Annotated in this window: 16 protein-coding genes; 5 read left to right on the top strand and 11 right to left on the bottom strand. The window is 70.2% G+C overall.

Translation table 11 applies throughout. The annotated features are described in order from the left end of the window. Window positions 1–119 precede the first annotated feature (119 nt). From ftsH to dacB, 5 genes are all read right to left on the bottom strand, one after another. Window positions 120–2,159 (bottom strand): ATP-dependent zinc metalloprotease FtsH, encoded by a 2,040-nt coding sequence (gene ftsH / locus ABZ646_RS19650; RefSeq protein WP_360520171.1) that lies wholly within the window; start codon window positions 2,157–2,159, stop codon window positions 120–122. 209 nt (window positions 2,160–2,368) lie between these two features. After that, window positions 2,369–2,929: a hypoxanthine phosphoribosyltransferase gene (hpt, locus tag ABZ646_RS19645; protein WP_093500061.1), complete on the bottom strand. Its 561-nt coding sequence runs from the start codon at window positions 2,927–2,929 to the stop codon at window positions 2,369–2,371. A 66-nt stretch (window positions 2,930–2,995) separates the two neighbouring features. After that, window positions 2,996–4,096 (bottom strand): tRNA lysidine(34) synthetase TilS, encoded by a 1,101-nt coding sequence (gene tilS, locus ABZ646_RS19640; protein ID WP_360520169.1) that lies wholly within the window; start codon window positions 4,094–4,096, stop codon window positions 2,996–2,998. Between the two features lie 184 nt (window positions 4,097–4,280). After that, window positions 4,281–5,414, bottom strand: coding sequence for a zinc-dependent metalloprotease (locus tag ABZ646_RS19635; RefSeq protein ID WP_360520167.1), 1,134 nt, complete (start codon window positions 5,412–5,414; stop codon window positions 4,281–4,283). Between the two features lie 78 nt (window positions 5,415–5,492). Continuing rightward, window positions 5,493–7,109 (bottom strand): D-alanyl-D-alanine carboxypeptidase/D-alanyl-D-alanine-endopeptidase, encoded by a 1,617-nt coding sequence (dacB, locus tag ABZ646_RS19630; protein ID WP_360520176.1) that lies wholly within the window; start codon window positions 7,107–7,109, stop codon window positions 5,493–5,495. A 124-nt stretch (window positions 7,110–7,233) separates the two neighbouring features. Here dacB and ABZ646_RS19625 point away from each other — a divergent pair, with 124 nt between their 5' ends. Together ABZ646_RS19625 and ABZ646_RS19620 are read left to right on the top strand one after the other, a co-directional pair. Then, a complete protein-coding gene (locus ABZ646_RS19625) occupies window positions 7,234–7,725 on the top strand; it encodes an inorganic diphosphatase (RefSeq protein WP_046730908.1) in 492 nt (163 codons plus the stop codon). Between the two features lie 125 nt (window positions 7,726–7,850). Next, window positions 7,851–9,506 (top strand): threonine/serine exporter family protein, encoded by a 1,656-nt coding sequence (locus tag ABZ646_RS19620; protein WP_360520165.1) that lies wholly within the window; start codon window positions 7,851–7,853, stop codon window positions 9,504–9,506. 31 nt (window positions 9,507–9,537) lie between these two features. On the opposite strand, the gene ABZ646_RS19615 is transcribed toward ABZ646_RS19620, so the two are convergent. After that, a complete protein-coding gene (locus tag ABZ646_RS19615; protein WP_360520163.1) occupies window positions 9,538–10,446 on the bottom strand; it encodes a VTT domain-containing protein in 909 nt (302 codons plus the stop codon). Between the two features lie 159 nt (window positions 10,447–10,605). Beyond that, window positions 10,606–11,367, bottom strand: coding sequence for a MerR family transcriptional regulator (locus ABZ646_RS19610; protein WP_360520161.1), 762 nt, complete (start codon window positions 11,365–11,367; stop codon window positions 10,606–10,608). A 104-nt stretch (window positions 11,368–11,471) separates the two neighbouring features. Here ABZ646_RS19610 and ABZ646_RS19605 point away from each other — a divergent pair, with 104 nt between their 5' ends. Together ABZ646_RS19605 and ABZ646_RS19600 are read left to right on the top strand one after the other, a co-directional pair. Continuing rightward, window positions 11,472–12,758 carry an ion channel protein gene (locus tag ABZ646_RS19605; RefSeq protein WP_360520159.1) on the top strand — a complete coding sequence of 429 codons (1,287 nt, stop codon included), beginning with the start codon at window positions 11,472–11,474 and terminating at the stop codon, window positions 12,756–12,758. A 45-nt stretch (window positions 12,759–12,803) separates the two neighbouring features. Further along, on the top strand, window positions 12,804–14,213 hold the full coding sequence (locus tag ABZ646_RS19600) for a glutamate decarboxylase (protein WP_360520157.1): 1,410 nt from the start codon (window positions 12,804–12,806) through the stop codon (window positions 14,211–14,213). 2 nt (window positions 14,214–14,215) lie between these two features. Here the strand turns inward: ABZ646_RS19600 and ABZ646_RS19595 are convergent, their stop codons facing one another. The 3 genes from ABZ646_RS19595 to ABZ646_RS19585 all read right to left on the bottom strand — a co-directional run bounded on the left by ABZ646_RS19595 (window position 14,216) and on the right by ABZ646_RS19585 (window position 17,279). Continuing rightward, on the bottom strand, window positions 14,216–14,758 hold the full coding sequence (locus tag ABZ646_RS19595; RefSeq protein ID WP_360520155.1) for a DinB family protein: 543 nt from the start codon (window positions 14,756–14,758) through the stop codon (window positions 14,216–14,218). Window positions 14,759–14,881: 123 nt separating this feature from the next. Beyond that, window positions 14,882–16,342: an aldehyde dehydrogenase family protein gene (locus ABZ646_RS19590; protein WP_360520153.1), complete on the bottom strand. Its 1,461-nt coding sequence runs from the start codon at window positions 16,340–16,342 to the stop codon at window positions 14,882–14,884. 112 nt (window positions 16,343–16,454) lie between these two features. After that, window positions 16,455–17,279, bottom strand: coding sequence for a helix-turn-helix transcriptional regulator (locus ABZ646_RS19585; RefSeq protein WP_360520174.1), 825 nt, complete (start codon window positions 17,277–17,279; stop codon window positions 16,455–16,457). Between the two features lie 332 nt (window positions 17,280–17,611). Between ABZ646_RS19585 and ABZ646_RS19580 the strand changes: the two genes are divergently transcribed. Continuing rightward, a complete protein-coding gene (locus ABZ646_RS19580) occupies window positions 17,612–18,112 on the top strand; it encodes an ATP-binding protein (RefSeq protein ID WP_360520151.1) in 501 nt (166 codons plus the stop codon). A gap of 91 nt (window positions 18,113–18,203) precedes the next feature. Here ABZ646_RS19580 and ABZ646_RS19575 read toward each other — a convergent pair whose 3' ends face one another. Continuing rightward, window positions 18,204–18,473 (bottom strand): DUF397 domain-containing protein, encoded by a 270-nt coding sequence (locus ABZ646_RS19575; RefSeq protein ID WP_046730917.1) that lies wholly within the window; start codon window positions 18,471–18,473, stop codon window positions 18,204–18,206. Window positions 18,474–18,478: the final 5 nt, after the last annotated feature.

The raw sequence follows: 18,478 nt of genomic DNA, 5'->3' as shown, positions 1-18,478 counted from the left end.
GCTCCGCGGGCGCATCGTGATCGTCGATTTTTGGACTTTCTGCTGCGTGAACTGCCGCGCCCCCCAGGCTAGATCCTGGGGGGCGCGGCATCCATTCCGGGCCGGGTGGTCCGGTGGGGTCAGCTCTCGGGACGGTCCTCCGGCGCCTGCTCGGTCACCGGGGCGGACTCGGCCGCCGTGGACTTCACCGTGCTGATCGCCGGCGTCGAGCCGTTCGCCCCGTTGGTCAGTGCGAGCTCCTTGGGAGAGAGCACCGGCGGCCGGGTGGACGGCGTACGGCGGGAGGAACCGGTCCAGGCGGGCCGGGCCGGGCGCTTGACGATGGCGGAGAAGATCTCGGCGATCTCCTCCTTGCCCAGGGTCTCCTTCTCCAGGAGCTGGAGAACGAGGTTGTCGAGGACGTCGCGGTTCTCGACCAGGATCTCCCAGGCTTCGTTGTGCGCGTTCTCGATGAGCTTCTTCACTTCCTCGTCCACCAGGGCGGCGACCTCTTCCGAGTAGTCGCGCTGGTGGGACATCTCACGGCCGAGGAAGGGCTCGGTGTTGTCGCCGCCGAACTTGATCGCGCCGAGACGCTCGGTCATGCCGTACTGCGTGACCATCGCGCGAGCGGTGGACGTGGCCTTCTCGATGTCGTTCGCGGCGCCCGTGGTCGGGTCGTGGAAGACCAGTTCCTCGGCCGCGCGGCCGCCCAGCATGTACGCGAGCTGGTCGAGCATCTCGTTGCGCGTGGTCGAGTACTTGTCCTCGTCCGGCAGGACCATCGTGTAGCCGAGGGCGCGCCCGCGGGACAGGATGGTGATCTTGTGGACGGGGTCGGAGTTGGGGGAGGCCGCCGCGACCAGGGCGTGGCCGCCCTCGTGGTACGCGGTGATCTTCTTCTCCTTGTCCGACATGATCCGGGTCCGCTTCTGCGGGCCCGCGACCACCCGGTCGATCGCCTCGTCGAGCATCTGGTTGTCGATGAGCTTGCGGTCGCTGCGGGCCGTGAGCAGGGCCGCCTCGTTCAGCACGTTCGACAGGTCCGCGCCGGTGAAGCCCGGCGTACGGCGGGCGACCGCCGCGAGGTCGACGTCGGGCGCGACCGGCTTGCCCTTCTGGTGGACCTTGAGGATCTCCAGACGGCCCTGCAGGTCCGGCGGGTCGACCGCGATCTGGCGGTCGAAGCGGCCGGGGCGCAGCAGCGCCGGGTCGAGGATGTCGGGCCGGTTCGTCGCGGCGATGAGGATCACGCCGCCCTTGACGTCGAAGCCGTCCATCTCGACGAGCAGCTGGTTCAGGGTCTGCTCGCGCTCGTCGTGACCACCGCCGAGGCCGGCGCCGCGGTGGCGGCCGACCGCGTCGATCTCGTCGACGAAGACGATCGCCGGGGCGTTCGCCTTGGCCTGCTCGAAGAGGTCACGCACTCGGGAAGCACCGACACCGACGAACATCTCGACGAAGTCGGAACCGGAGATCGAGTAGAAGGGCACTCCGGCCTCGCCGGCGACGGCACGCGCGAGCAGCGTCTTGCCGGTGCCGGGGCGGCCGTAGAGCAGCACGCCCTTGGGGATCTTGGCGCCGACGGCCTGGAACTTGGCCGGCTCCTGGAGGAACTCCTTGATCTCGTGGAGTTCCTCGACGGCCTCGTCGCAGCCCGCGACGTCCGAGAAGGTCGTCTTCGGGGTGTCCTTGGTGATGAGCTTCGCCTTGGACTTGCCGAAGTTCATGACCCTGGAGCCGCCGCCCTGCATCTGGTTCATCAGGAACAGGAAGACGACCACGATGAGGACGAAGGGGAGCAGGGAGAGCAGGACACCCACGAAGGCGTTCTGCTTGGTCGGCGAGACGGTGTAACCGTCGGGGATCTGCTTGTCCTGGTACTTGGTCTGCAGCGTGTTGGCGATGGTCACGCCCTGGTCGCCGATGTAGCTCGCCTGGATCTTCGAGCTGCCGTCGACCTTCTCGCCGTTCTTGAGCGTGACCTTGACGGTCTGCTCGTCACCGGTGGTCAGCTTCGCCGATGCCACCCTGTTGTCGTTGATCGCCGCCACGACCTGGCCGGTGTCCACCGTCTTGTAGCCGCCGGACGAGCCGACGACCTGCATCAACACGACCACGGCAAGGACGGCCAGCACGATCCACATGACCGGCCCACGGAAGTATCGCTTCACGTCCATCCATACGGAGCGGTGTCGCCCCGTCCCTCCTGCCATAGTGAGTTTGATAAGACAGTTCTTCTGACGGTACCCCAGCATTGTGGCCCGAAGCCGCACGAAGCTGCTTCCGACGGCTGGTGAACCCGTCTCTGCATGCTCCAACGGCGCGAAACCCGCTGGGGTTCCCGATCGTCTTACGTAAGTGGACCCTCCGGCGTATCAGCCGGGGTTCAGCCGCCGTAGACGTGGGGCGCGAGCGTACCGACGAACGGGAGGTTGCGGTACTTCTCGGCGTAGTCGAGGCCGTAGCCGACGACGAACTCGTTGGGGATGTCGAAGCCGACCCACTCGACGTCGATGGCGACCTTGGCCGCGTCGGGCTTGCGCAGCAGGGTGCAGATCTTCAGGGTCTCGGGCTCGCGGGAGCCGAGGTTGTTGATCAGCCAGGAGAGGGTCAGTCCGGAGTCGATGATGTCCTCGACGATCAGGACGTGCCTGCCCTTGATGTCGGTGTCGAGGTCCTTGAGGATCCGCACCACGCCGGAGGACTGGGTGCCCGCGCCGTAGGAGGACACGGCCATCCAGTCCATGGTGACGGGGGTGGACAGCGCCCGGGCGAGGTCCGCCATGACCATCACGGCGCCCTTGAGGACGCCGACGATGAGCAGGTCCTTGCCCGCGTACTCCGCGTCGATCTTCGCGGCCAGCTCGGCCAGCTTCGCGTCGATCTCTTCTTTGGTGATGAGCACCTGCTGGAGGTCGGCACCCATGTCTTTCGCGTCCACCCGCATCACTTTCGGTCGGTCGTCCCACCGGCCTACCCGTCCCGTCGGAGGAGCACTCCGGGAGGTCGGGATTCAGCCTTGCCGAATCACCAGTCTGCCACCCTGCCGCTGGGCGACGACCTTGCCGGGGAGATTGATGGCCCCCTGGCCGCGCCAGCCGGTGATGAGGCGGTCGACTTCCTCGATGTGCCGGGCGAACAGGGAACCGGCCGGGGCGCCCGCCTCGATGGCCGCGCGGCGCAGGATCCGGCGGCGTACGGCGGGGGGCAGGGCGTAGAGCTTCGCGCACTCCAGCAGGCCCGTGGCGTCCCGTACGGAGGCCTCGGCCTGGCTGGCCCAGGTGTCGAGGGCGTCGGCGTCGTCACGGGAGAGCTGGGCGGTGCGGGCGAGGGCCTCGACGACGCCCTTGCCGAGCGCCTTCTCCAGGGCGGGAAGCCCCTCGTGGCGGAGCCGGGAGCGGGTGTACGCCGGGTCCGCGTTGTGAGGATCGTCCCAGACGGGCAGGGCCTGGACCATGCAGGCCTTGCGGGCGGTCTGCCGGTCCAGCTGGAGGAAGGGGCGCCGGTAACGGCCGCCGGCCCCCGAGACCGCGGCCATTCCGGACAGGGAGCGGATGCCCGAGCCGCGGGCGAGGCCCAGCAGGACGGTCTCGGCCTGGTCGTCCCTGGTGTGGCCGAGCAGGATCGCGGTGCCGCCGTGCCGTTCCAGGGCGGCGTCCAGGGCCGCGTAGCGGGCGTCGCGGGCGGCGGCCTCGGGTCCGCCGTCGCGGCCGACGGTCACGGTGAGGGACTCGACCGGGTCGAGGCCGAGCTCGCGCAGTCTCAGGACGACCTCCTCGGCTCGCAGGTCGGAGCCGGGCTGCAGCCCGTGGTCGACGGTGATGCCGCCCGCGCGGACGCCGAGCTTGGGGGCCTCGAAGGCGAGGGCGGAGGCGAGTGCCATGGAGTCGGCGCCGCCGGAGCACGCCACGAGGACGAGCGGGGAGGGGGGCCGCTCGTTCGGTGTCTGCTCCGGGATGTCGATGTCCCCGAAGGGGCGGGCGAGGCGCGCGGTGATGCGCCCGCCGGTGCGTTCGCCGGTGGTACGGCCGAGGCGGCTCTGGTCGGTGAGGATGTCGTGGAGGACGCGGCGGACCGCCAGGCGTATCGCCGCGACCGCAGGATGGGGACCCATGTCCGGTTCCCTTCATGAAGTTTTCGGGGGGTGAGCCCGAGATCGGTCACTCAGAGTGTGTAGATGGTGACAGAAACAGGCCGTTCCCCGAGCATCGCACGCCTACCCATCGCTCACGGTCCCTCGGACGGGTGATTGAAGGGGCGTTCGCCTGCCGGATCCGGCTCACCGGACACCCACCGGTTCACTGGTCGGGCTTGCGGTGCACCCGCGCGACCCAGTCCGCCGGTGTGGCGATCTCCGCCTTGGTCGGCAGGGTGTTCGGGGAGGTCCACACCCGGTTGAAGCCGTCCATGCCGACCTGGTCGACGACGGCCCGCACGAAGCGTTCGCCGTCCCGGTACTGACGGAGTTTGGCGTCCAGGCCGAGCAGCTTGCGCAGGGTCATGTCGAGCCGGGAGGCGCCCTTGGCGCGCCGCTGCTGGAACTTCTCGCGGATCTCCGCGACGGTCGGCACGACGGCCGGTCCGACGCCGTCCATGACGAAGTCGGCGTGCCCTTCGAGCAGGGACATGACGGCGGTGAGCCGGCCGAGGATCTCGCGCTGGGCCGGGGTCTGCACCAGTTCGACGAACGACCGGCCGCCGTCGTCCTCCTCGGCCTCGGGGCGGCCGCCGGCCAGCGACTGGGCGGCGTCCCGGACGCGTTCGAGGACGGTCATCGGGTCGACGTCGGTCTCCGACAGGAACGCCTGGATCTCGCCCTCCAGATGGGCGCGCAGCCAGGGCACGGCCGTGAACTGGGTGCGGTGGGTCTCCTCGTGCAGGCACACCCACAGGCGGAAGTCGTGGGGCTTCACGTCGAGTTCGCGCTCCACGTGGACGATGTTCGGGGCGACGAGCAGGAGCCGGCCGCCGCCGTTCTCGTCCGCCGGGAGGTCGCGGGAGGCCGGGGCGAAGGTCTCGTACTGGCCGAGGACCCGGGAGGACAGGAACGACAGCAGCATGCCGAGTTCCACGCCGGTGACCTTGCCGCCGACGGCGCCGAGGACCGCGCCGCCCGGGGTGCCGGAGCGCCGCTCCTGCATCTTGTCGAGCAGTGGTTTGAGCAGTTCGCGGAACCCGGCGACGTTCGCCTTGACCCAGCCGGGCCGGTCCACCACCAGAACGGGGGTGTCGTGGACGTCGTCGGTCCCCATACGAGTGAAGCCCCGGACGTGTTCCTCCGAGGCTTTCGCGTGTCGTCGCAGCTCCGCGACGATGGCCCGGGCCTCGTCGCGGCTCACCTCGGGCCCCGGCCGCACGAGCCGGGTCGCGGTCGCCACCGCGAGATTCCAGTCGACCATCCCAGAAGAAGCAGCGCCACCGATGCTCGTCATGCGTCAACCGTACGTTAGCGCTCCCCGTTGGGGCAGGCCGTGGGGCTGGTGGGGCCGGAGCCGCCTTCGCGGCAGGCCCTACAGGCCGGCCAGTGCGGTGGCCGTCCGGTCCAGCGCCTCCTGGGCCTCCTGCGGGTTCGTCGTGTCCGACGTCAGGAAGGCGAAGGCCAGCAGCCGCCCGTCCCGGTCGACGAGGGTGCCCGCCAGGGTGTTGACGCCGGTGAGGGTGCCGGTCTTGGCGCGTACGACGCCTGCCGCGCCGTCCGTGTAGCGGCTGGTCAGGGTGCCCGTGAAGTGGGCCACGGGCAGGCCGGTGAGGACCGGGCGCAGGCCCGGCTGGTCCGCGTCGGCGGCCTTGGCGAGCAGCGCGGTGAGGAGGCCGGCGGTCAGCCGGTCGTCCCGGTTCAGGCCGCTGCCGTCGTGGAAGGAGGCGCCGGTCATCGGCAGGCCCAGCCTGGTCAGCCGGGCGTCGATCGCGGCCGCTCCGCCGTCGAAGTCGGCCGGCCTGCCGCCGGCCAGTGCGGTCTGGCGGGCCAGTGCCTCGGCGATGTCGTTGTCGCTGTAGGTGAGCATGCGCTCGACGACCGAGGACAGCGGCGGCGAGGAGACGGTGGCGAGGGTGCCGGCCCGGCGGCTCGCCTTGGCCGTGCCGGGGGCCGAGGTCTTGATGCCGGCGTCCGCCAGGAACCCCGCGAACTTCTGTGCCGCGTCGGCCGCCGGGTCGGCCGCCCGGAGCGCGGGGCCGCTGGCGGAGCCGTCGGTGCGGGCCTCGTCGGCCATGAGCGGGCTCACGCGCGCGAGGTTCTCGTTGACGCCGATGGGGTGCAGGTCGGGGCCGGTGTAGAGCGAGGTGTCGTAGGAGAGCGTGATCTGTTCGATGCCCCGCGCGGTCAGGGATTTCGCCGTCTCGGTGGCGAGGGTGCGCAGGCTGGCCCAGCCGCCGGAGTCCCGGCGGGCGGTGAGGGTCGGATCGCCGCCGCCGATCAGGACGACCTGCCTGGTGCCGGGTTCGAGGACCGCGCGCGTGGTGAAGCGGTGGTCGGGGCCGAGGGCGGAGAGAGCGGCGACCGCGGTGGCGATCTTGGTGGTGGAGGCGGGGGTGAGGCCCGTGTCGGCGCCCTCTGCGTAGAGGCGTTTCCCGGTGGCCACGTCGAGGACGACGGCGGTGCGGGTGCTGCCGAGCTCCGGGGCGTCCAGGAGGGGCCCCAGGACGTCCGTGAGGGCCCCTGGGGAGATCCCGGCGGGGTTCTGGGTGGAGTCCGCGGTGGGCGCCGACTTCACGGTGTCGGTGCCGCCGCCCAGGCCGGTGAGGACCGGACCGGCGCTCGGGGCGGCACCGGGGTCCGAGGCGGCGGTGCCGGATCCGGTGCCGTGATCTGCGCCACCCGGCCGCTGCAGGGCGGCCGCCCGGTCCCGCTCGGCCGTACGCTGACCGTTGGCGTCCCAGGGGCCCGCCGCGGTCGCCACACCGGCGGCCAGCGCGAGCCCGGCCGTGGTGGCGCCCGCGGTGTACTGCCAGGTCCTGAGGGTCCGAGGACGAGGGGGGCGGACCAGACCGGCCGGCCGGGGTCCGGTCGCGCGCGTGAGCCGGGCGAGCTGTGGTCCCACGGCCTGCCTCAAGCGTGTGACCTGCGGCTTCGTGGCGGCCGTCCAGCGTTGCAGACCCGGTCGCACAGCGGCCGCGATCTTCCGCACCCGCGGTTTCGCGGCCTGCCAAGACCTCAGCTCTGGCACGACCACCAGCCCCTTTCGCGATCACACACCAGCGTGAGGGACACTTAACCACCAGAACTATGTGTTGATCATGGAGGAGCCACCGGTGGAGTTCGACGTCACGATCGAGATCCCGAAGGGTTCGCGGAACAAGTACGAGGTGGACCACGAGACCGGTCGGATCCGCCTGGACCGTCGTCTCTTCACCTCGACCGCCTACCCGACCGACTACGGCTTCGTCGAGAACACCCTCGGCGAGGACGGCGACCCGCTGGACGCGCTGGTCATCCTGGACGAGCCCACCTTCCCGGGCTGCCTCATCAAGTGCCGCGCGATCGGCATGTTCCGGATGACGGACGAGGCCGGCGGCGACGACAAGCTGCTGTGCGTCCCGGCCACCGACCCGCGGGTGGAGCACCTGCGCGACATCCACCACGTGTCGGAGTTCGACCGCCTGGAGATCCAGCACTTCTTCGAGGTCTACAAGGACCTGGAGCCCGGCAAGTCCGTCGAGGGCGCCAACTGGGTGGGCCGCACCGACGCCGAGGTCGAGATCGAGCGGTCGTACAAGCGCTTCAAGGAGCAGGGCGGTCACTGAGACTCCCCCGCACCCTTCGGACGGCGGGCCGCACACGCGCGTGTGCGGCCCGTTTTTCGTGCCTCCTGGGGGCAGTGCGCATACTGAGGCGTAGGTAGAGACGTCGTTCAGGGAGCAATACGGCAGTGACGGAGGCGGAGGACCGCAAGCCCAGGTCGGACGAGGCGCGGTACGACCCGGAGATCACGTCGGAGTTCGCCGTTCCGGCGGGCATCGCGGTCCCCGAGGCCGGCACCGAGCCGGAGTCGACGTCCGAGTTCGCGGTGCCGGACGGCTTCCGGGCGCCGCAGGCGGCGGCCGGTGAGCCGGAGGGCTCGGCGTTCAGCGTGCCGAGCACCTACAGCGCCTACGACGCCCCGGTCGCCTTCACCCCCGCCTCCGGTTTTCCCGCCGTCAGCCTGGTGAAGGACGCGCCCTGGCAGGACCGGATGCGCACGATGCTGCGCATGCCGGTGGCCGAGCGGCCGGCGCCGGAGCCGGTGCAGAAGGCCGAGGACGGCGGCCCCGCCGTCCCCCGCGTGCTCGACCTGACGCTGCGTATCGGGGAGCTGCTGCTGGCGGGCGGTGAGGGCGCGGAGGACGTGGAGGCCGCGATGTTCGCGGTCTGCCGCTCCTACGGCCTCGACCGGTGCGAGCCGAACGTGACGTTCACCCTGCTGGCGATCTCCTACCAGCCCTCGCTCGTCGACGACCCGGTGACCGCCTCCCGGACGGTACGGCGGCGCGGGACGGACTACACGCGCCTCGCGGCCGTCTTCCGGCTCGTGGACGACCTCACCGACCCCGAGACCCATGTGTCCCTGGAGGAGGCCTACCGGCGGCTCGCGGAGATCCGCCGCAACCGGCACCCGTACCCCGGCTGGGCGCTGACCGGCGCGAGCGGGCTGCTCGCCGGGGCCGCCTCCGTGCTGGTCGGCGGTGACCTCCTGGTGTTCGTGGCCGCCGCGGTGGGCGCGATGCTCGGCGACCGGCTGGCGTGGCTGTGCGCCGGGCGGGGGCTGCCGGAGTTCTACCAGTTCATGATCGCGGCGATGCCGCCGGCCGCGATCGGGATCGCGTTCTCGCTCGCCCACGTGGACGTCGCGGCGTCCGCGGTGGTCACCGGTGGGCTGTTCGCGCTGCTGCCCGGACGGGCACTGGTCGCGGGCGTCCAGGACGGGCTGACCGGCTTCTACATCACCGCCTCCGCGCGGCTGCTGGAGGTCATGTACTTCTTCGTCGGCATCGTCACCGGGGTGCTGACGGTCCTGTACTTCGGTGTGAAGCTGGGCGGCCGGCTCGATCCCGACGTGGCGCTGATCGGCTCCAATCGGCCGTACCTGCAGATCGCCGCGTCCATGGTGCTGTCGCTGACCTTCGCCGTCCTGCTCCAGCAGGAACGGTCCACCGTGCTGGTGGTGACCCTCAACGGCGGCGTGGCCTGGTCGGTCTACGGCGCGATGCACTACACCGGGAAGATCTCGCCGGTCGCCTCCACGGCCGTCGCGGCGGGTGTCGTGGGGCTGTTCGGGCAGTTGCTGTCCCGGTACCGGTTCGCGTCCGCGCTGCCGTACACGACGGCGGCCATCGGGCCGCTGCTGCCGGGGTCGGCCACGTACTTCGGGCTGCTGTCGATGGCCCAGAACCACGTCGACAAGGGGCTGGTGTCGCTGGCCAAGGCGGCGTCGCTCGCCATGGCCATCGCCATCGGGGTCAATCTTGGGTCGGAGATCTCGCGGCTGGGGCTGCGGCTGGGGTTCGCGGGGAAGCGGCGGGCCGCCAAGCGGACCAGGGGGTTCTGAGCGCCGCGCCGTTGCGGCCGGGCGCTTCGGCTCACGGGGCTCGGTACTGCTGTTCCTCGTTGTACGGGTACTGCTGCTCGTTGTAGTAGCCGTTCTGGTCGTAGTACTGCTGCTGCCCGTACTGCTGCTGGTCGTACTGCTGCTGGTCGTACTGAGGCTGCTGCTGCTGCGGCGGCTGGCCGTACTGCTGCTGCTCGTACGCCGGCTCGATCCTGCGCAGGCGGGTCGTCGCGTCGTCCGTCATCGGGGCCGCGGGGTACTGCTGGAAGGGCTGGAACTGCTGCTCCGGCGGGGCCGCCGCGGCGGCTGCGGCCTCCTTCTTCGCCTTCGAGCGGGCCCGCAGGAACTCGATGGCGATCGGGACCACCGAGACGAGGACGATCAGGATCAGGATCGCCTCGATGTTGTTCTTGACGACGTCGATCTTGCCGAGCCAGGAGCCGAGCAGGGTGACACCGGCGCCCCACAGGACGCCGCCGATGACGTTGAACGTCAGGAACGAGCGGTACGCCATGCCGCTGACGCCCGCGATGATCGGCGTGAACGTCCGGATCACCGGCACGAAGCGGGCCAGGATCAGGGACTTCGGGCCGTGCTTCTCGAAGAACTCGTGCGCCTTCGCGACGTTCTCCTGCTTGAAGAGGCGGGAGTCCGGGCGGTTGAAGAGCGACGGGCCGACCTTCTTGCCGAACATGTAGCCCGCCTGGTCACCGAGGACGGCGGCCAGGCAGATCAGGGCGATGGCGCCCCACAGCGGGAAGTCCAGCTGGTGCGAGGTGATCAGCAGACCGCAGGTGAACAGCAGCGAGTCGCCCGGCAGGAAGAAGCCGATCAGCAGCCCGGACTCCGCGAAGACCACCAGGAGCAGACCCCAGATGCCGAACGAGTCGAGCAGCTTGTTCGGATCCAGCCAGCTCGGGCCGAGGGCGAGCGTCATCACGGTTCCGGGCTCCTGGGGGGTGAGGGCACGTCGAGATCCTTGTGCGGGCGCACAAACCTATCAACGTAATGTGTCCGCCCCAGGTTCCACCGGTGGCTCCGGGATGCATTGTGCGGCAACCAGGAGGGAGCTGTGGGCCGCCGCCGGCGGCCCCCGGGATCACGCCGTGTGCCGGTCCGCGTTCGCCTCGATCGCCTCCTTGAGGTGTTCGGCCAGGCCCGGGGCCATCGAGTCGTAGAACGCCTTGAAGCGCTCGTCGGAGACGTACATCCCGGCCAGGCAGCGGTGCATGTCGTACGGGCAGTCGTAGAACCACTGCGAGATGTGCAGGCGGTGTTCCTCGGCCATGTCCATGGCCCGCTCGCCGGCCGCCGGCTCGGCCGCGGTCACCAGGGCGGCGTAACGCCCGCTCCAGTCGTCGACCTCGGCCTTCATCCGCTGCCAGTCGGCCTTGGTGTAGCGGGCCGCGCGGCGCTGCGACTCGGCGTAGGCCTCGGTGCCGCCCCAGCGCTGTTCGGCCTCCTCGGCGTACTGCTCGGGGTCCTTGTCGCCGAAGACCTCGAAGCGTTCCCCGGGGGTGAGGTTGATGCCCATTCTGCGTGCCTCCATGGCGTGTTCCACGGCCTCGGCCATCTTCCGCAGCTTCTCGATCCGGGCGGTCAGCAGGTCGTGCTGGCGGCGCAGCTGCGCGCGCGGGTCCGCGTCCGGGTCGTCGAGCAGGGCCGCGACCTCGTCGAGCGGGAAGCCGAGCTCCCGGTAGAACAGGATCCGCTGGAGCCGGTCGAGGTCGGCGTCGCCGTAGCGCCGGTGTCCGGCGGGGCTGCGTTCGCCCGGGACCAGCAGGCCGATCTCGTCGTAGTGGTGCAGGGTGCGCACGGTGACGCCGGTGAACCCGGCGACCTGTCCGACGGAGTAGCTCACTTCCGCTCCTTTCCGTGCTCCACCCTGGATCCTCACGCCACGTGAGGTGCAAGCCCGATGACGTTCCGGATGTTGTGTCTGGTTTGCCCGCTTATGGTGGGCGCGTGGTCCAGGACACCGCGCGGCAGGCGCTCCCCATCCCGCCCTCGGCCCCTGCGCGCGCCCTGCTGCCGCTGATCCTGCCGTCGCTCGCCGTCGGTGTCGGGAGCAGCCTGCTGTTCCTGCTGGTGAGCTCGCTGGCCGACCGGCTGCAGCACGTGCTGTGGACCAGCCTGCCGGACGCGCTCGGTGTCGGACCGTACTCGGTGCCGTGGGTGCTGGTGATGCTGACGGCCACCGGGATCGCGGTGGGGCTGGTGGTGTGGAAGGTGCCCGGACACGCGGGACCCGATCCGGCGACCCTGGGCCTGGAGGCGGTGGCGCTGCCGCCCGTCGTGCTGCCGGGGCTGGCGCTGGCGACCGCGCTGATGCTGGCGGGCGGGCCGAGTCTCGGTCCGGAGAACCCGCTCATCGCCGTCAACGTCGGGGTCGCGCTGTGGCTGGGGCGGCTCGCGATGCCCCGGCTGCCGGGTTCGCTGTGGCCCGCGCTGGCCGAGGCGGCGACCCTCGGCGCGCTGTTCGGCACGCCGGTGGCGGCGGCCCTGGTGATCTCCGAGGCGCTGGCCGGGAAGCCGCTGAAGGGCGCGCTGTGGGACAACCTCTTCGGGCCGCTGATGGCCGCGGCGGCGGGCGCGATGACGACCGACCTGCTGGCCCGTCCGACCCTGGACCTCGGGCTGCCCGCGCTCGGCAGGACGCGCTGGCCCGATCTGCTGGCGGCCCTGGTGATCGCCCCCGCGGCCGCGCTGCTCGGCATGTGCGCCGTGCGCGCCTTCCCGTACGTCCACGGCGCCTTCCGGCGCCTCGGGCACCCCATGGTGGCGCTTCCGGTCGGCGGGCTCGTGCTGGGCCTGCTGGGGGCGCTGGGCGGGTCTCTGACGCTCTTCAAGGGGCTGGACCAGGTCGCGGTGCTGGCGAAGGACCCGGAGGGCTGGTCGGCGGGAGAGTTCGCCGCCATGACGGTCGTCAAGCTGGCCGCGCTGACCGTGGCGGCCTCCTGCGGTTTCCGCGGTGGCCGGATCTTTCCGTCGGTGTTCATCGGCTCGGCCTTCGGGCTGTGCGCCCACGCCCTGGTGCCGGCCGTCCAGCCGTCGGTGGGCGTGGCGGCGGGTGTCCTGGGCATGTTGTTGGCGATCACCCGGCAGGGTTGGGTGAGTCTGTTCACGGCCGCGGTACTCGTGGCCTCGCCGAGCATCATCGTGCTGCTGTGCATCGCGTCGCTGCCCGCGTGGCTGCTGGTGACCGGGCGGCCGAGAATGCAGTTGCGGGCGGACGGCACGGCCCTGCGCTGACCCCGCGAAGCGAACCCATGTGAACTCTCCCAGGAGGCACTGCTCATGCCGCTCCACAAAGGCCCCGAGAAGCACCAAGAGCGAGCGATGTCCGTCAACCCGTTCTTCGGGGAGGCGAATCCGGTCGGCGGCATGACCGAGGCCCCGCCCACCCACCGGCTGCCGGACGCCCCGCTGCCGCCGAACACGGCGTACCAGCTGGTGCACGACGAGCTGATGCTGGACGGCAACGCCCGGCTGAATCTGGCCACTTTCGTCACCACCTGGATGGAACCCCAGGCCGGCGTCCTGATGCAGGAGTGCCGGGACAAGAACATGATCGACAAGGACGAGTACCCGCGCACCGCCGAGCTGGAGCGGCGCTGTGTGGCGATGCTCGCCGACCTGTGGAACGCGCCGGACCCGTCGGCCGCCGTCGGCTGTTCGACGACCGGTTCCAGCGAGGCCTGCATGCTGGCCGGGATGGCGCTCAAGCGCCGCTGGACGCAGCGCAACGCCGACCGCTACCCGGGCGGCGCCCGACCGAACCTGATCATGGGCATCAACGTCCAGGTCTGCTGGGAGAAGTTCTGCAACTTCTGGGAGGTGGAACCCCGGTTCGTGCCCATGGAGGGCGACCGCTACCACCTGGACCCGCAGGCCGCCGCCGACCTCTGCGACGAGAACACCATCGGGGTCGTCGCCGTCCTCGGCTCCACCTTCGACGGTTCGTACGAGCCGGTCGCCGACCTCTGCGCGGCCCTGGACGCCCTCCAGGAGCGCACCGGGTTCGACGTCCCGGTCCATGTGGACGGCGCGTCCGGCGCGATGATCGCGCCCTTCCTAGACGAGGACCTGGTGTGGGACTTCCGGCTCCCGCGGGTGGCGTCGATCAACACCTCGGGGCACAAGTACGGCCTGGTCTACCCGGGCGTCGGCTGGGCGCTGTGGCGGGACAAGGAGGCGCTGCCCGAGGAGCTCGTCTTCCGCGTCAACTACCTGGGCGGCGACATGCCCACCTTCGCCCTCAACTTCTCCCGGCCCGGCGCCCAGGTGGTGGCGCAGTACTACACGTTCCTGCGGCTCGGCCGGGACGGCTACCGCGCGGTGCAGCAGACCTCCCGGGACGTGGCCACCGGGCTCGCCCGGCGGATCGGGGAGCTCGGTGACTTCCGGCTGCTGACCAAGGGCGACGAGCTGCCCGTGTTCGCCTTCACCACCGCCGACCACGTGACGGCGTACGACGTCTTCGACGTGTCCCGGCGGATGCGCGAGGGCGGCTGGCTGGTGCCGGCCTACTCCTTCCCGGCGAACCGGGAGGACCTGTCCGTGCTGCGGGTGGTGTGCCGCAACGGCTTCTCGAAGGACCTGGCCGACCTGTTCATCGAGGACCTGACCCGGCTGCTGCCGGAACTGCGCCGCCAGCCGCATCCGTCGACCAGGGACAAGGACGCGGCCACCAGCTTCCACCACTAGTGCTACGAGCCCTGTTCCTGTTCCAGGGCCACCAGTTCGAAGGCCGTCTTCCCGTCCAGGGACTCGCGGATGATGTCCGCGTGGCCCGCGTGGCGGGCGGTCTCGCGGATCAGGTGGAGGCAGACCCAGCGCATGGAGACACTGCCCTTCGGGAACCAGGGGGCCTCGGGGAGCGGGAAGGTGTCGTCGAGGCTGGGGACCGAGCGGATGAACTTCTCGGTCTCGGCGGCGACCTGCTCCCAGTGGGCGAGTTGGGAGGCCACCGTCTCGTCGCCGACCAGTTGGAAGGTCTCGTGCCAGTTGGACTGGTCGCGCTCGATCGCCGGCGGCTCCTGCCGGGCGCGCGCGATCCAGCTCTGCTCGACCTCGGCGACGTGCTTGAGCAGGCCGGACAGGGACAGCGCACTGGCGCTGGGCTTGCTCGCCGCCTGCTCGTCCGTGAGTCCGAGCAGCGCCCGGCGGATGCCGCCGCGCTGCTCCTCGATGAAGGAGAGCAGTGCTCCGCGCTCGTCGCCCTGTGCTTCCGCGGGAACGTGGGTGACCATGGCCGGCCGCCTTTCCTCGGTGGTGTTTGCCCGACACGACCGAAGCTACGGGCCCGTTAGGACAGATACCGTCCTAACGGGACGTGATGGCCGGGATTCACCGATCCCGGCGGGATTCGCCGGCTAGAACGGGAAGCCGCTGCGGCCGTGCTGCACCGAGATCCACTTCAGGGTGGTGAAGGCCTCCAGGGTCGTCTCGCCGTTGAGGCGGCCGATGCCGGAGCTCTTCTCGCCGCCGAAGGGGACCAGCGGCTCGTCGTGCACGGTGCCGTCGTTGACGTGGAACATCCCGGTGTCGATCTTCTTGGCGAAGGCCACGCCCCGCTCGACGTCCCCGGTGTGCACGGCCCCGCTGAGGCCGTAGGGGGTGTCGTTGACGAGTCGTACGGCCTCCTCCTCGCCGTCGAAGGGGATGAGGAAGGCGACCGGGCCGAAGACCTCCTGGCGCAGCAGCGCGGAGTCGGTGGGCACGTCGGTGAGGACCGAGGGCTCGACCAGGTTGTCGGTGGTCGTGCCGTGCACCAGGGCCGTTGCGCCCTCCGCGATGGCCTGCTCGACGATGGCCGAGATCGACTCCGCCTGCTGGGAGTTGATCACGGGGCCGATGACGGTGCCCGGGTCGCGCGGGTCGCCGGACCTGAGGGACTTCACCTTGGCGACGAACTTCTCGGTGAACGTGTCCGCGATCGAGCGGTCGACCAGCACGCGGTTGGCGGCCATGCAGACCTGGCCCTGGTGGACGTACCGGCTGAAGACCGCCGCGTCGACCGCGTAGTCCACGTCGGCGTCGTCGAGGACCACGATGGCGCTGTTGCCGCCCAGTTCGAGCACCGAGCGCTTGAAGAGCGAGGCGCAGACGGTGGCCACGTGGCGGCCGACCTTGTCGGAGCCGGTGAACGAGATGACCTTGGGGATCGGGTGCTCGATGAAGGCGTCGCCGATCTCGGCGATGTCGGTGACGACGACATTGAGCAGTCCGCCCGGCAGGCCGGCGTCCTCGAAGATCTTCGCGACCAGGGTGCCGCCGACGATCGGGGTGTTCTGGTGCGGCTTGAGCACCACGCCGTTGCCCAGCGCGAGCGCCGGCGCGACCGACTTGAGGGCCAGCAGGAAGGGGAAGTTGAAGGGGCTGATCACGCCCACGACACCGACCGGTTCGCGGTAGAGGCGGTTCTCCTTGCCGTCCACCGGGGAGGGCAGGATCTTGCCCTCGGGACGCAGCGCCAGGTGGACCGACTCGCGCAGGAACTCCTTGGCGAGGTGGAGTTCGAAGCCGGCCTTCAGGTGCGTGCCGCCGAGCTCGGCGATGATCGCCTCGGTGATCTCGCCCTCGCGCTCCTCGACGAGGCGCAGCGCCTTCTCGAAGACCACGCGGCGGGCGTAGGGGTTGACGGCGGCCCACTGCTTCTGGGCACGCGCGGCGGCCTGGTAGGCCTGATCCACCTCGTCGACGGCGGCTATCGTGATCGAGGCGAGCTTCTCACCGTCGTACGGGTTGAAGTCGATGATGTCCCAGGAACCGGTCCCCGGGCGCCACTCACCGTCGATGTACTGCTGTGCGAGGTCGGTGAAGTACGACGACATGTGATCCCCAAATCACTAGCAGACGCATGAGCGACAGCACGGCCTGATCACGCGTCATCGTAACTGCGTGACACGCCAGTTGGGGATGGAGAGCGAACTTCTGGGGAGAGCCCTAGGAGAGCTGGAGGAGGCCCCGCAGGAGGTCCCGGCTCTCGTCCGGACCCGGGCTGTCCTGCTGGAGCTCCTTCAGGGCCAGCTCGTACTGGGCGACGTCCTCGCGCTTGTCGAGGTACAGGGCGCTGGTGAGCTGCTCCAGGTAGACCACGTCGGACAGGTCCGACTCGGGGAAGCTCAGGATGGTGAAGGGGCCACCCTCACCGGAGTGCCCGCCGAAGCTGAACGGCATGATCTGGAGCCGTACGTTGGGATGTTCGGAGATCTCGACCAGGTGCTGGAGCTGGCCGCGCATCACCTCGCGGCTGCCGTAGGGCCGGCGCAGGGCGGCCTCGTCGAGGACGATGTGGACGTCGGGGGCGTTCTCGGCCACCAGGTACTTCTGCCGCTCCAGGCGCAGGGTGACCCGCCGTTCGACGTCCGCCTCGCTGGCGCCCTTCATACCGCGCCGCACCACCGCGCGCGCGTAGTCCTCCGTCTGCAGCAGACCGTGGACGAACTGCACCTCGTACGCGCGGATCAGGTGCGCGGCGCCCTCCAGGCCGACATAGGTGGGGAACCAGGTCGGCAGGACGTCGGAGTAACTGTGCCACCAGCCCGCCACGTTGGCCTCCCGGGCGAGGGAGACGAGCTGCTCGCGCTCGGCCTCGTCCGTGATGCCGTACAGCGTCAGCAGGTCTTCCACGTCCCTGGTCTTGAAGCTCACCCGGCCCAGCTCCATACGGCTGATCTTCGACTCGGAGGCGCGGATCGAGTACCCCGCGGCCTCCCGTGTGATCCCCCGGGCCTCGCGCAGCCGCCTGAGTTGCGAGCCGAGCAGCATTCGCCGCACCACCGATCCGGGCTCTCCCGCGCTCACGTTCGCCAGCCTCCCCAACCGTCCTCAGGGCCCGCAGTCTGCCACTAAAACACTCCGAGCAGTACTCGTCCGGTTACGGAAACGGAAAGAACCAAAGTCTAAGCACAGGAACTGGCAAGCAGGTAGTGAGCCATCGGCGCCAAGTTGGCGGAAAAAATGGCCAAGAAGCGGTACGGGAGGGTCCAATTCGGTCTCGTGCACGTGCATCTGCCCTTGCATCTGCTGTACGCATCCGAAACCATGGTCCCGCGCCACCGCTGCATCGCAACGACCGCGAACACCCGGGAGTGCCTCGCATGGGGACGAATGGATCGACCATGCTCAAGCCGTTACGGCAGGGCCTTCCGCCGCTTGATCCCGCGGCCGTGTCCGACGCTGCCTCCTGCGCCCTGCCCGCACGTTACGAAGCGGTGCGCGAAGCCCGGTCGTTCACCCGAAGAACCCTCGGCCAGTGGGATGTCGGCGACCGCTTCGACGACGTCTGCCTCGTCGTGTCGGAGCTCGTCACCAACGCGCTGCGGCACGCGGTTCCCGCCGAGAGCGAGCGTACCGTCGCGCCGCAGGCACCGGCGGTGCGGCTGCACCTGATGCGGTGGACCGAGCGGCTGGTGTGCGCGGTGCGCGACCCCAGTCACGCGACCCCGGCCCCCGGCGACTCCGACGACTTCGCCGCCGAGTCGGGCCGCGGACTGTTCCTGGTCGACTCGTTCAGCGACAGCTGGGGCTGGCATCCGCTGGCCGGCACCCTGAACGGCAAGGTCGTGTGGGCGCTGTTCCGGCTGCCGGTGGCAGAGTAGCGAAACCCGGCACCTTCCGACGCCGGGTTTCTACGCGCGTTGCCTTACGTTCTGCGACCCATGCCCGGGTCGGCCCCGGACAGGACCGCGGTCAGCTCACGATCAGGTGGTCGAACTCGCCGTCCTTGACACCGAGGAGCATCGCCTCGATCTCGGCGCGCGTGTAGACGAGGGCCGGGCCGTCCGGGAAGCGCGAGTTGCGGACCGCGACGTCACCGCCCGGCAGCCGGGCGAACTCGACGCAGGACCCCTGCGAGTTGCTGTGCCTGCTCTTCTGCCAGGCCACTCCGTCCAGCTGCGTCGCAGCCATGCCGTTGTACACGTCAAACCCCTCGTACACGCCGTCAACGTCGAGGTCCACAGGTC

It is taken from the genome of Streptomyces sp. NPDC007162, assembly GCF_040634175.1.
GTDB lineage: Bacteria > Actinomycetota > Actinomycetes > Streptomycetales > Streptomycetaceae > Streptomyces.
The sequence above is the reverse complement of the archived record's forward strand: the minus strand, read 5'-3'. Positions and strand labels throughout refer to the sequence as shown.

Bases quoted from the DNA above. Each gene is read 5' to 3' on its own strand.
- ftsH (WP_360520171.1), bottom strand. From the start codon at position 2,159: ATGGACGTGAAGCGATACTTCCGTGGGCCGGTCATGTGGATCGTGCTG.
- hpt (WP_093500061.1), bottom strand. From the start codon at position 2,929: ATGCGGGTGGACGCGAAAGACATGGGTGCCGACCTCCAGCAGGTGCTC.
- tilS (WP_360520169.1), bottom strand. From the start codon at position 4,096: ATGGGTCCCCATCCTGCGGTCGCGGCGATACGCCTGGCGGTCCGCCGC.
- ABZ646_RS19635 (WP_360520167.1), bottom strand. From the start codon at position 5,414: ATGACGAGCATCGGTGGCGCTGCTTCTTCTGGGATGGTCGACTGGAAT.
- ABZ646_RS19600 (WP_360520157.1), top strand. From the start codon at position 12,804: ATGCCGCTCCACAAAGGCCCCGAGAAGCACCAAGAGCGAGCGATGTCC.
- ABZ646_RS19595 (WP_360520155.1), bottom strand. From the start codon at position 14,758: ATGGTCACCCACGTTCCCGCGGAAGCACAGGGCGACGAGCGCGGAGCA.
- ABZ646_RS19590 (WP_360520153.1), bottom strand. From the start codon at position 16,342: ATGTCGTCGTACTTCACCGACCTCGCACAGCAGTACATCGACGGTGAG.
- ABZ646_RS19585 (WP_360520174.1), bottom strand. From the start codon at position 17,279: ATGCTGCTCGGCTCGCAACTCAGGCGGCTGCGCGAGGCCCGGGGGATC.
- ABZ646_RS19580 (WP_360520151.1), top strand. From the start codon at position 17,612: ATGGGGACGAATGGATCGACCATGCTCAAGCCGTTACGGCAGGGCCTT.